The organism is Brevibacillus sp. SIMBA_040, from assembly GCF_046535075.1.
In the GTDB taxonomy this organism is placed as follows: domain Bacteria; phylum Bacillota; class Bacilli; order Brevibacillales; family Brevibacillaceae; genus Brevibacillus.
In genome coordinates, this window is the sequence record NZ_JAWRXI010000007.1 from 20,265 (window position 1) to 33,155 (window position 12,891).

The following is a 12,891-nucleotide window of genomic DNA, read 5'->3' on the forward strand; positions in this document are numbered from 1 at the left end:
GCAACAAGCCCTATGAGGGGAAAAGGGAGCTGCAGAGGAATGAAAAAAGTATGCTTATTGCTGGCAAACGGTTTTGAAGCAGTAGAAGCGAGTGTATTCACAGATGTGATCGGCTGGAACAAGTCGCTGGGTGACGGGACGACTGAGCTGGTCACGGTAGGATTGCATGATCAGCTGCAATGTACCTTCAATTTTACGGTTATCCCCGAAATGCAAGTAAGCGAGCTGAATGTAGACGCATTTGACGCGCTTGCTATACCGGGGGGCTTTGAAGAAGCGGGTTTTTATGAAGATGCGTACAGCGAGCCCTTTTTAAAGGTCATCAGAGAATTTGAACGGAAAGGAAAGATTATTGCTTCCATCTGCGTCGGAGCACTTCCTGTTGGAAAAAGTGGAGTTCTTGAGGGGAGAGAAGCAACTACGTACAATCTGGGCGAGGGACGCAGACAAAAGCAGCTGTCTGAATTCGGAGTGAAGCTTGTCCCCGATCAGCCCATCGTCGTTGATGGAAATATCATTACCTCTTACAATCCTTCAACTGCCTTCGATGTGGCATTCAAGCTGCTGGAAATGCTTACGTCCAAGGAAAATGGTGACGAGGTAAAGCGACTAATGGGTTTTCGTTAGGAGCTGCTGTCATAAAGCGAAAAGCCACGGCCGTTAAAAAGGCTGTGGCTTAGCAGCGCAAGTGAAGCTTTTAGCGAGACATCCGTTTTGGAGAGGACAAACTTCATTAAGTTAACAAAGTTGGTTAGTACAATGGTTTCCCAAACAATCGAAACATGTTAAAATTAGACCGTTTTAATGTATTGCAATAAGGAGAGTTCAACTATGATCATCCAATTCATTCGTTTTAGGTAATGTAAGGTGCAGCTCACATAACCCAGCTTTTTTAAACAAATTGGCTTGGGTTTATTTGACTGTGCCTTTTTTCATTCACCTATTACGAATGAAGGGGTGCTTTTTTCGTGTCTAAAAAAAGTAAAAAGATGACGAGTGCTGGTAGAATTGAACGACTTCAAGAAATATTTATATGCCCATTATGTAAAAACCAGATGCAAATGGTGAAATTACAAAGTTTAGTTTGTAGCAATCATCACTGTTTTGATTTAGCAAAGCAGGGATATATAAACCTATTGTCTCGAGCCAGTAATCCCAAGTATGATAAAAAAATTTTCGAATACAGAAGAGTAATCAGCAAAAGTGGCTTTTTTGATCCATTACATGCCGCGGTAAGTAAAATGATGATGAGCCACCTCCCGAGCGATGAACCTATAAGCGTACTTGATGCAGGTTGTGGTGAAGGCTCTCATTTAAATCACATACAAGCAGAAATAATGCGGAAAAAACTCAACCCTTTTTTGGCTGTAGGAATCGATATTTCTAAGGAGGGAATTAGTTTTGCTGCAGCTGAATATTCTAATGCGGTTTGGTGTGTTGCGGACATTGCAAACTGTCCATTTGCAGATCAGCAATTCAAATTCATTTTAAACATACTTTCGCCAGCAAATTATTCAGAATTCCAGAGACTGCTTACTGATGATGGCTTAGTGATTAAAATCGTCCCTGAACAGGATTATTTAAAAGAATTAAGAGAAGTCTTTTACGAAGGATCAGATAAACAAATTTATTCAAATTCACGTACACTTAGTCATTTCAAAGAACAGTTCGAGTTAGTAGATGTTGAAAGCATACAATATCAAGTAAACCTGAGCGAACCCTTGATCGAACCTTTGCTTGGTATGACGCCATTATCCTGGGGGACATCAAAGGGGCGCATTGCTAAAGTTCAACAAATGAATTTGAAACAAGTCTCTATGGACTTTAAAATCTTGATCGGTAAGAAATAAACCACTCGACTGACCGGTTAAGCTAATGATAACGTAGTTCATTAAAACAGCAGCAGTCTAGGACTTTATTTTCTCGTCCTTGGCTACTGCTGTTTTTATTACGGGCTAGTGCTGTCCATCGATTGCGGATGAAACCAGATCTTGTGAAAGTCGAGCCATCCGGACGAATTGATCGCTACACCGCGGACGGATTTGTGAAAAGAGGTTTGGGATTTCTTTTGCACCAAATACAGGACAGCATGGCTTTCCAAAATGCGTGCTTCTATATGCGCAAGCTGTTTACGCCGCTTGCCCTCGTCCGCTTCCCGAAAAATGGATGCCGTCAATTTGCTTATTTCCTGCGTCAGATTCTCATCGAAGGCCGGGAGAAAGTAATTTTTTTGCATGTACATCTCCAGCTCGCTTACTTCATCCATGCTGAACACATTCCCAAGCAATTGACAGTCATGCTCTGGCAAAAGGTCGCGGGACGCAAACTCGGCCTGATCCCTCACCTCGACCTCCAGCTTAATCCCGAAGCAGAGACAGCGATCCTTGATCCAAAGTGCGTCGGGTTCATGATAGTTCGTTGTCACTAAGTGAAGCGCCTCGCCCTGATAGCCGCTTTCCACTAATAGCTTTATAATTTCGGCACGATCCAGACGAGCAGTACGGCATGTATGCTGGTCAGTAGCTGGATTAAACGGACGAAAGCCGAATGCTGGATAGATTCGGTCACCGCCCAAATCGGTGATCATCTGCTCGCGATCGATGATTTGGTCAAGTGCCTGGCGAAATTTCGGATGATTTTGCGGACCGCGCTTCCATTGGTTAAAAATTAGCAAATTACAGCAGGAAAAGAGCGTTTCGAGATTACACCATTCGCTACTGCCACTCACGACAGCCTCGCGCAGAGCTTCAGCCCGTGTAGTGACGCCATGTGAAACAATGACGGAAGTCCAATCCGGTTCTTTTATGCGACCTGATTCCAATTCAGGGAAGATGAGCACTTCTACCCGATCCAGCTGTGGCCGACCTAGAAAATGAGCCGGAAAAGCCTCTAAAATACACAAATCCTCCTTGAACCAGGTTAGCTGAAATGGGCCGGTTCCCACTGGCTTCTGCGCAAAAGAAAGCTCGTCATTACGCACGACATCCTCGGGAACGATGCTGGTGGGAACAGTTGTCAATATGCGCAAAAACAATTGATTCGGCTCTTTTAGACGAATCCGAACTGTTTTCGAATTGATTGCTTCCAACTCTGCAATGTCCTGCAGCATCCAGCTTGCCTCAAAACGCTCTGGGTGGAGCCGGAGCCGATCCAGCGAAAAAATGACGTCTTGGGCAGTCAGCTCTCGTCCATGATGGAACAACACATTTTTTCGCAGATGAAACGTCCATTCAGAGCAATCGAGACTGGTTTCCCATGAATGAGCGATGCACGGGCCGATCGATTTGGTTTCTTGATCATACGTAACCAATGTATTGAATAGCTGACCGGCTACATGTGCGTCGAAATGATAATAAACCGAGCCCGGATCAAGCGTGACGATTTTGCGGTACACAGGAAAACGCAGGGTGTCATGAATCTGACTGGTTCTGTCTTGTGTAGAGAAGCTCATTCCTTCTGACAGCCAATCCATAAACTGATCCTTGCTCGTGGAGCTGCCGTAACGGTTCATCAGCTCCATGGCATCCTTCACATCGCCCTGCTCCATGCGCAGCTTTACTTCGGCCAAAAGGATATCCTCAGAGGTAGCGAGGAAGGTCAGCATCGAAGTATTCCCGCGTCCTCGTCCAGCCTGCCATGCAATCCATCCGTGTTCACTCAGCTTGCGCACGATCAGCTTGGCATAGCGCGGCGTACAGTGCCAGATGCCCGTCAGCTTTTCGATCGTGACGGAAAAGGGATGGTTGATAACTTCTGTTTGAAAAAAGGAACGAAGCTCTAAAAAATGCAAGACGGATACCATAGCGGACTCCTTTTCTTCTCTAAAAGGTGATGCAATTCATTCAAATCATACCCTTTTTACCCTTTTTTAGATAGATATACTGAAGATAACGCGAGGTTAACAAATAGAGAATGAGCGGGATACGAATGGAGAGGATCGCATGTTTTTCAAAGCGTTGTTTCGCAAGGCACAGTTTCATCCGGTCGCATGGGGAGTCATCATTGGAACCTTTTTGTCGCGAACTGGCTTTTTTATGACCCTGCCGTTTTTGGGGATTTATTTAGGGAAAGAAAAAGGTATTGATCCAGCGACAGTGGGTGCGATTTTAGCCATGAGCTTGCTGGTCGGAACCGTGAGCAGCTTTGCTGGCGGGGCACTATCTGACCGATTGGGCCGGTATCCCATCATGATCGCCGCGATGGGGGCATGGAGCTTTGTACTGGTTGGATTTGCTTTTGCCAGTGAGACGTGGATTTTCTTCGTGCTCAGCGCTTTAAATGGTCTTTTCCGCAATGTGTTTGAACCGACAGCGCGGGCATTGCTCGCTGATGTGACGCCAGCGGATCGGCGTACGGATGCTTTTAATGCCAGATATTTTGCCATCAATATGGGTGGGGCAATCGGTCCGTTGATTGGACTGAAGCTTGGCGCAGGCGGTTCCTCCTCGCTGCTGCCGTTTATGGTAAGTGCGGCTATTTTTGCTCTCTATGCCATTCTGCTCGTGGTGCTCATGCTCTTGTTCAAGCTTGAGGAGAAGGAAAAGTCAGCTGTTGTTTCGATCAATAAGATGGCGCGAATTGTTTTTACCGATAAAGTTTTTCTCTATTTTTTGCTCGGCAATATTTTCGTGGCGGGAGCGTATTCCCATCTGGATACGACACTGTCTCAATACATCGGGCATGATCGGGTAGAGGCGTATTCCTTTCTGTTTGTCATCAATACACTGGCTGTTCTCGTTTTTCAGTATCCATTGGCCAAGCTGATGAAGCGCTTTTCGTCGCTCGCAGCATTGAAGATCGGCTGTCTCTTCTTTGGTTTGGGACTGTTCGGCTTCGGAATTTTTGACAATTTGTTTATGCTCGCCTGCTCGATGGTCGTGTTTACGATTGGGGAAATCTTGTGCTTTGTCATAGGTGACGTCCTTATTGGGGAGATTGCACCTGGGCATTTGCGCGGAGCGTATTACGGGGCAAGTGGATTTGCTTTTATTGGGCAAAGTGTGTGTGCATGGATCGGCGGTATCTTGCTGGGGCAATTAGGATTTGACCAAGGCCCGATCATTTTCGGTATTCTCATGCTGCTGACCTTTATCGCCTTTCCGTTTTATCAGCGAGGACAACATATTTGGGAACAAAGACAAAAACAAAATAGCGGCTGTGAAAAGACAGCACAGGCCATCATTTGAGAAGGGGAGTCATTATGAATAAAATCAAGCAGTTTTGCGCACTTCATGAAACGGATGAGCTTTTGTTTTTGGGCAATGCCTGGGACGTTTTATCCGCACGGTCATTGGAGGAGAGCGGCTTTCTTGCGATTGGCACGACAAGCTGGGGTGTAGCGGCTTCCCTGGGCTTTGCGGATGGAGAAAACATTGATTTAGGACTGCATCTGACGATTATCAAAATGATTGTAGATCATGTCCAGATTCCGGTTTCCGCAGACATTGAGGCGGGTTATGGAGAAGAGGATCAGACGATTGTCGATAATGTACTGCGTACAGCAGATTTGGGAGTAGCCGGGATCAATATTGAGGATTCATTCAAGCGTAAACCAGGATTAAAAGAGGTGGGAGATCACGCACAGCTTTTGCAAAAAATGAGAACGGCTTTAGACCGTCATGGATTCGCCGACTTCTATATCAATGCGCGGATCGATACGTATTTTCGAACAGAATCTCCTTTTGCGGAAACGCTTGAGCGGGGCCAAGCTTATGTAGACAGCGGCGCGAGTGGAATATTCGTTCCTGGACTTGCGGAGGAGGGGGAGATTCGTGCGATCGCACAGCAAGTCAATGCCCCCTTGAATATATTGTCGTTGCCTGGCTTGACTGATGCGAAAAAGCTCGCTGCACTGGGTGTGAAGCGCTTCAGCATCGGAAATGACTTTTATGATCAAGTCGCCAGCTATGCCAGCAAGAGCGCTACAAGAATGGTAGAGATGAAAGACAGCTCCTCCTTGTATGAGGCGACAGCAAATTAGTGGAAGAAGATAGTGGGCAAAGGTGCATGCTACAGTGGGAATCATGTACCTTTGCCTTTTTTTGTGTACTGTAAGCCTATTCATTTTTCTGAATGACGCCCAGCATGTTCCCACTGGGGTCAAAAAACTTCAGAACCCAGCCAAAGCCATCGTTTTGATAATGCGTAATCATAACCTTTTGGGCTTGCAGGTGATCGTGCAAGGAATGAATATCAGCAGTTGTGTACAGGCAAACAGGCATGGGCTGATTGTTGACGGTAAAGGTGGAAGAGGTTTTGTCAGCTGTTTCCCAAAGCATCAGAGTGGGTCCTGCAGGCAAGGCGAGAAAAGCCGATTTATCAAACTGTGCTTGCAAAGAAAAACCTAAATGATCACAATACCACGAGATAGCTTCGTTCAGATTTTTGACAGGGATTTGTACGTGAAGTAATGCTTCGAGCTGAGACAAGACCGATCTCCTCCTTTATTCTCTATCAACGATTTGGCTATAGACACGATTAGACACGCCGACGAATGGTTTTATTCACAAGCTGATCAGCGAGCCTGGTCGTTTCTGGAAGACGATACTTTGGCGAGAGCTTTACTATCCATTCGCAAGCTGTTTGCAAGCCAATGCGATGACCGATTGACACGTAGATCGGCTTCGTATTGGATTGTGTTCGTAATACGCCTCCGATTACTTCCCCTTTGTCTATCAGTGGGGAGACTGCCCCTCTTTTTTGGTCAGGCTCTGTATACTCTCCTAGCAATCTCGTTTTGCCGCAGCCGATGGTAGGGATATCGAACAGAACACCTAAATGGCTTGCTAATCCAAACCTTCTGGGATGAGCGATGCCTTGCCCGTCACAGACAATCAGGTCTGGGGGAGCGGTCACCTGCTTAAATGCCTTGATGATCGGGGGCAGCTCTCGAAAAGAGAACAAGCCTGGTATGTACGGGAAGTGAACCGTGTCTTCAACTGCTACGGATTCCACTACGTTCAAAGAGTGGGCATCGAGTATGAGGATTGCTGCGATTAAGACGTCATCCTGTGTGGAATACGCCACATCTACGCCAGCTATATAATTGATGGTTGTGAATTGATCTTCTGTGATTACGTTTTTGGATAGGGTCTGTTGGGTGTGGATTGCTTCCGTTTCATTTAAATCCCAGCGATGACGCACGATTGGCTCCATGAGCTGCTCACCTTTTCGGTCAAAAATTTGCGTGTGGCGCTTCCTTATTGTACCAGAACATTGCCATAATAAGGGGACGGATGGAGTGAAACTTGGTACTATGAATAGGAAATCAGGATAGGAATCATTACAATCGAGCACCGAGCATAACAGTAGAGGAGGAGTAGAAGCTTGGCAGATGTAAAAAGTAGATTGCAGAGCAGCTGGTTTGGAGAAGTGCCTATGTCCACTGTTTCTGATCTAACTATACAGCTCGCAGGGGCAACCACAGAAGAAGATATATTATTTCATTTGATAGAATTATATAAAGCAGGAGACTTTACTCAGAAGCCACTCCTCATACAGCTCATGAATCATACTAAGGATGAGGAAATCCTGGAGCTATGTATACGCGTATTCTTTTCGGTTTGCACACATGATGCTATCAGAGAGACGCACCATTTGACATTTTTACAGGATGCATCCGAGCATACCGTCAGAGCATTTGCATGGGCTGCACCTACTTCACTTTCACTGGAAGTCGTACCGTACCTGCTGGCGCTGCTGGATGAATGGGATGATCATCCTTCTATTTCCGCAATCATTCGGAATTCTATTCGTTTCTTTGTTGATTTTGAAAACGACTGGGGCAAAGAAGCGACGATCGAGCAAATTGCGCAAAGCTACTTTGATTTCTGTGACGAGGGTGACATCGAAACGTATTATTTTGATCAGATGCCTGCTTTTCCTGGAGATATGACCAAGACATTGGTCCAAAGAGTTTTTCTTGCGGCCAATAACGAAGAGCCGCTTCGTATGGAAGTAATTCCATCGCTGTTGTCCATATGGTCTGGAGTAAAAGTACCTGGTGAATACGACACGATCATTGGCGCAAGCAATTATAAAAGCTTTATCAGCTATGTCGATCAGCTGGCTACGAAAAAATGGGAGAAGGGGAGTAAGTACTTTTACGGTCATCAGCTACTGACATAGTAGTTTCAAAAATGAAAAAAGCGGACCCAAGATTTTTGGGGATCCGCTTTTTATTGTTATACCAAAAGATACGATCAAATCAGTTGGTTAGGTTTATGTTTCATATATTTTTGAATTTTGTTTAATTTTAGTATTTACTAAAATACCTAAACGTAATACTATTAGTAGCACAGAAAGAAAAAGCTTAAACAAATGGGAGTGTTGATGAAGTGGTGAGGAGGGGGAGTAACTCAAAGTATCAATACAAAATTATCAGAAGATATTAAATGGTTGTACAACACCTGTAAAGTGAGGAATACGCCGTGAAAATGTCTACTCCAATCAGTGCCATTATCTTATTTTTTTCGGTGTTCGTATCGGTCATTGGTTCCTTTGTAATTATTATGGCCCTACCACTGATCTCAGAGGAACTACAACTCAACGCTGTGGAGCAGGGAACAATTGTAAGCGCATACTTCCTTGGTAATGCTATCTTTACTATCCCTGGTGGCATGATAGCTGATAAGGTAGGTTCAAAGCGTATCATTACAATTGGATTAGTTTTGTGGGCTATACTAACTGCTTTCACTGGAGTGGTAACCGGGTTAGCCATTCTGCTCGTTATACGATGCTTGCTTGGGGTTATAGAAGCCCCTTTAACTCCGGCTACCATGAAAGCAATTGCGGAACGAACTCCAGTAGAAGTTCGTACGACAACAAATGCTTTCGTCTTTTCAGCTGAATTGTTCGGTGGAGCGATCGCTCCGTTGATTGTCGGTTCAATGATAGTTATGATGGGTTGGAACAAGACCACCTACGTAGCTGCTGGTTTTGGTCTAATCATCGCACTAATCATCTCATTTTTCTTGCCGAGACCTCTGCATACCGATGCATCATCGCAACCAATAAAAACGGCAAAAGAAAAAGGACAAGTAAGCAGTGTAGGTACGGAAATGAGAATGGGTGATGTCCTACGCAATACATACATTTGGAAATTAACAGGGATCATGTTTGGACTTAATATCGTAAATATTGGAGTTTTCACCTGGATACCTACCTACTTATCAACTGAGAAAGGTCTCGAGTTAACTGAGGTGGGTATAGCTACGTCGCTGCCCCTTTTTATTGGGGCAATCGGTAGCCTTTTGGGCGGACGGTTATTTGATCGTTACTTTAGCAAGAAATTTCGCAGTATGGTAGTACCTTCTTTGCTTGTTTCAGCCATTTTTCTTTCGTTGATGCTAACGGCATCGACTGTACCCCAATTTGTATTTTACGAATCAGTCGCCTTTTTTTTCCTCTCCCTTACTACACAACCAGTCATCGGATTAACGATGCGAGTTATTCCCCCGAATGTTTTGGGAATCGGAAGCGGTGTGCTTTTATTTGGAGGCAAATTAGCCAACATGCTTACGCCAATCGCTATGGGGTGGATTATCAATGCGTTTTCTTTTCAATTCGGATTTGGTTTTCTGGTTTTAGGCGCGATGCTGGCGGTAGTCATTTCGTTGTGGGTTAGGGAAAGACCAAACGAGCTGAACGCAGATAAAAAATCACTGCATTTTAAGTGAATATCGTAGCACAAACATACAACTTGCTAAATAATTGAAGGAAGACATGGTTAATGGAAGGAGCATCTACATTGAGTAATATTACCCCCGAAATTCTAACATTTATCGAAGAAATCGGTTTAGACTATGAGCGCCAAAATCTTCCAAGAGTCGCTGGGCGTATTATGGGACTTCTCATGGTAACAAACGGCCCGTTGTCTTCTCAACAAATAGCGTCGACCCTTCAAATAAGCCTAGGCGCGGTTTCTACTAATGTAAACTTACTCATTCAGGTTGGGATTGTAGAAAAAAAGACGCTTATTGGTGATCGTATGAACTATTACATCTTGCCTTCTGATTCCCTTGAAAAAGAAGTGAACCAGTTGTTAGCGGAGATCATTTCCAGACAAGCAATATTCAAAAAATACCGGGAATTGGTGAAAGATGATGAGGTCGTTAATCAAAGATTTAAAGAAACGATTGAAGCAGCAGATTTTTTCATAGAAAAATATGAACAATTCTTAACAGACTTACGTTCTGAAAAAAGTGAGACCAAGACCATTAAATAAGACCAATAAGCAATTGGTTAAGTAGAGGAGGATTTTTGAATGAACATCAGCAGGATTATTGAAAATGTCCCCGCTTACGAAACCTTTCTGACGGTTGATGAACTGGATGCCAGCACGCGGCAGCTGGCGAGTGAATACCCGGATGTTGTGACGCTTTTTGAAGCCGGAAAGTCCAGAGCTGGTCACCCGATCCTGGGGCTGAAAATAGGAGACGGGGCGAAAAATGCGCTTCTCTTTGCCCTTCCCCATCCGAATGAGCCTATCGGAGCGATGACACTGGAATATTTGTCGAGGGCTTTGGCTGAGGATGGGGAGTTTCGCAAAGAATCTGGCTATACCTGGTACATGATCAAATGTGTAGACCCAGACGGGACCAAATTGAATGAGGGCTGGTTTAAAGGGCCTTACAACATTTACAACTACATCAAAAACTTCTACCGACCAGGAAGTGTCCATCAGGTGGAGTGGACATTCCCGATTAACTACAAAAACTTGAATTTTAACGATCCGATGCCGGAAACACAGGCGATCATGAAAGTCATCGATGAGACAAAGCCGGAGTTTCTTTATTCGTTGCACAACGCAGGCTTCGGTGGCGCTTTTTGGTACATTACCCATGAGTACGAGGATATTTACGAGGAGCTGCGTGCAACTGCGGTCAAGCATGGTGTGGCTTTGCACTTGGGTGAGCCGGAAACCCCATCTTGCACGAAATTATCGGAAGCGATTTATAAAATGACCGGAGCAGCAGAAGAGTACGACTATCTGGAGAAATATTCGAATGTGGCACCAGAGTCGCTCATCCAATGCGGGACCAGCAGCTCAGACTATGCGCTCAAGAAAAACGACTGCGTGACGCTTTTGACAGAGCTGCCGTATTTCTTCGATGCACGGGTTCAGGATATGAGTGACAGTACGATCTCGAGACGAGTAGCAATCGAGAACAACATCGAAATCAATCAGAAGCATTTTGCCAAAATGGAAGATTTCTTATCGGGTATTCGGAAGTACATCGTGCCCGAAAATCCGTTTGTCATTCTGGTAGAACAGATGATTACATACGGGAAATCATCAGAAGATGCAAAACGAAAATGGGCGGAAGCACCAGAATTCGAGCTTCCTGCGAAAGTTTCAGAAGTCTTGGACAATACTGTCATCGCAAGGTTCTACAACAGCCTATTGGCGGGGCTGGTCGCTCGTGGGGCGGAGTACGAGATGGAGCGGTTGAAAAAGGAAGACAACGCCGATAACCAAGCGCTGATTGATCTGGAGGACGCGCGAAGCCGGGCAGCGGAGTATTTAAAAGAAAGCTGTGAAAAGCTGGAGGAAGAACTCGATTACACGGTTGTTCCTATTCAAAAGCTGGTGCAGATTCAAGTCGAGAGCGGTTTGATCGTAGCCTCGCGCAGATTGAGGGATTGAACGATCGATTATAGTACAAGCAAGATGAAAAGAAGCCTGATGAATCAAATACCCATTATGAACATATAAGGGAGAAGCCGGCTGCAGATGGCAGTCGGCTTCGGGTAATTTGCTAATTACGAATGAAGCGTAAGTGTGTAGATCGCAGCAATAATCTGATCCCAATCATCGCTGTGGATTTCATGTCCCGTCCCTTCAAGAGTAAGCAGGGTGGCATGTGGTATCTCCTCTGCCAGCGCAAGGCCATGCGCATAGGGAAGCACCTGATCATCTGTTCCGTGAATTACGAGTGTCGGAACGAGAATTTCATTTATTTTGTCTTCATAAAAATCATCGCCAGTGAGTAGGGCATGATTGAACATGCTGAGCAATTGGTTGGCTCGCTTGATTTCTGTTGTGACCTGCTTGTATACGCGCTTTTCATCAAATTGCCGCTTGGAGCCGCAAAGCAAACGAGAGCCTGAAACCAGGTAGTGGGCAACCGCCTCGTCATTGGACCAATCCAGCGTGCCTGCATTTGCATGAAAGGCAAGAATTCGTTCATCCATCGGCGGCAAATTCCTTGTATTGTCTTCCGAGCCGAAAAAGCTGGAAGCGATCAGGGTCATAGTCAGTATTCTATCTGGATGCTTGATGGCGATGACCTGCCCAATCATACCGCCTAGCGACATGCCTACGATGTGGGCTTGAGCAATCCCGTAGGCATCGAGAACGCCAACAGCATCATCAGCCATATCAGCCACGGTATAATGAGAGGTCCCTGGCTTATACGTCACAGAGCGGCCAACATCTCGATTATCGAAGCGAATCACATATCTTCCGGTGTCCGCCAAACGCTGGCAAAAATCTTCATCCCAATAAACCATGGAGCACGTAGCCCCCATGATCAGCAAAATAGCGGGATTCGCCGGGTTACCAAAAGCCTCGCTGCAAATTTCAACTCCATTGATGGTATGAATCTGTTCTCTCATCATGATCTCCCCATTTCATTCCATTTGCGTGTATACAAAAGAGCACATTCAAATAAACCCACTCGTTTTATTGGAAAAAAAGTGAGCAAGAATGAACAACCTTTTGATTAGCGCAAACGAATGAACTTGATAATCATGCCCGAACAGCTCCTTTACAAAAATGAATGAGGGATGCTCCCTCGCTTTCGATTATAACACGGGACGAGTTCGTATGGTTTATTGAAAGACAAATCTGTCGATGTTATCATTAACGATTGGGTACCACAGGGCATC

At 45.1% G+C, this 12,891-nt stretch carries 12 protein-coding genes; 8 read left to right on the top strand and 4 right to left on the bottom strand.

All coding sequences use genetic code 11. The features are described from left to right. Positions 1-39: 39 nt before the first annotated feature. Together SB752_RS13105 and SB752_RS13110 are read left to right on the top strand one after the other, a co-directional pair. Complete coding sequence (locus tag SB752_RS13105; RefSeq protein WP_410716077.1) at positions 40-627, top strand: DJ-1/PfpI family protein; 588 nt, start codon at positions 40-42, stop codon at positions 625-627. A gap of 341 nt (positions 628-968) precedes the next feature. After that, positions 969-1,850, top strand: a complete 882-nt coding sequence (locus SB752_RS13110; RefSeq protein WP_410716078.1) for a putative RNA methyltransferase — start codon at positions 969-971, stop codon at positions 1,848-1,850. A gap of 98 nt (positions 1,851-1,948) precedes the next feature. On the opposite strand, the gene SB752_RS13115 is transcribed toward SB752_RS13110, so the two are convergent. After that, entirely contained in the window at positions 1,949-3,802 is a 1,854-nt protein-coding gene (locus SB752_RS13115) for an SgrR family transcriptional regulator (protein WP_410716079.1), read from the bottom strand. A gap of 139 nt (positions 3,803-3,941) precedes the next feature. Between SB752_RS13115 and SB752_RS13120 the strand changes: the two genes are divergently transcribed. Together SB752_RS13120 and SB752_RS13125 are read left to right on the top strand one after the other, a co-directional pair. Next, positions 3,942-5,186: an MDR family MFS transporter gene (locus SB752_RS13120; RefSeq protein ID WP_410716080.1), complete on the top strand. Its 1,245-nt coding sequence runs from the start codon at positions 3,942-3,944 to the stop codon at positions 5,184-5,186. Between the two features lie 14 nt (positions 5,187-5,200). Further along, entirely contained in the window at positions 5,201-5,980 is a 780-nt protein-coding gene (locus tag SB752_RS13125) for an isocitrate lyase/PEP mutase family protein (protein WP_410716081.1), read from the top strand. A 76-nt stretch (positions 5,981-6,056) separates the two neighbouring features. Here SB752_RS13125 and SB752_RS13130 read toward each other — a convergent pair whose 3' ends face one another. Both SB752_RS13130 and nfi read right to left on the bottom strand, forming a co-directional pair. Next, positions 6,057-6,428: a VOC family protein gene (locus tag SB752_RS13130; protein WP_410716082.1), complete on the bottom strand. Its 372-nt coding sequence runs from the start codon at positions 6,426-6,428 to the stop codon at positions 6,057-6,059. A 49-nt stretch (positions 6,429-6,477) separates the two neighbouring features. Continuing rightward, positions 6,478-7,155, bottom strand: a complete 678-nt coding sequence (gene nfi, locus SB752_RS13135) for a deoxyribonuclease V (RefSeq protein WP_410716083.1) — start codon at positions 7,153-7,155, stop codon at positions 6,478-6,480. A 171-nt stretch (positions 7,156-7,326) separates the two neighbouring features. Here nfi and imm47 point away from each other — a divergent pair, with 171 nt between their 5' ends. The 4 genes from imm47 to SB752_RS13155 all read left to right on the top strand — a co-directional run bounded on the left by imm47 (position 7,327) and on the right by SB752_RS13155 (position 11,647). After that, positions 7,327-8,127, top strand: coding sequence for an Imm47 family immunity protein (gene imm47, locus SB752_RS13140; RefSeq protein WP_410716084.1), 801 nt, complete (start codon positions 7,327-7,329; stop codon positions 8,125-8,127). A gap of 308 nt (positions 8,128-8,435) precedes the next feature. Then, the gene (locus SB752_RS13145; protein WP_410716335.1) at positions 8,436-9,677 is read left to right on the top strand and encodes an MFS transporter; all 1,242 of its coding nucleotides are present in this window, start codon (positions 8,436-8,438) and stop codon (positions 9,675-9,677) included. A 53-nt stretch (positions 9,678-9,730) separates the two neighbouring features. Beyond that, on the top strand, positions 9,731-10,225 hold the full coding sequence (locus SB752_RS13150; protein WP_410716085.1) for a GbsR/MarR family transcriptional regulator: 495 nt from the start codon (positions 9,731-9,733) through the stop codon (positions 10,223-10,225). A gap of 39 nt (positions 10,226-10,264) precedes the next feature. Next, complete coding sequence (locus SB752_RS13155) at positions 10,265-11,647, top strand: M14 family zinc carboxypeptidase (protein ID WP_410716086.1); 1,383 nt, start codon at positions 10,265-10,267, stop codon at positions 11,645-11,647. Positions 11,648-11,763: 116 nt separating this feature from the next. Here the strand turns inward: SB752_RS13155 and mle are convergent, their stop codons facing one another. Further along, positions 11,764-12,618 carry an alpha/beta fold macrolide esterase gene (gene mle, locus SB752_RS13160; protein ID WP_410716336.1) on the bottom strand — a complete coding sequence of 285 codons (855 nt, stop codon included), beginning with the start codon at positions 12,616-12,618 and terminating at the stop codon, positions 11,764-11,766. Between the last annotated feature and the right edge of the window lie 273 nt (positions 12,619-12,891).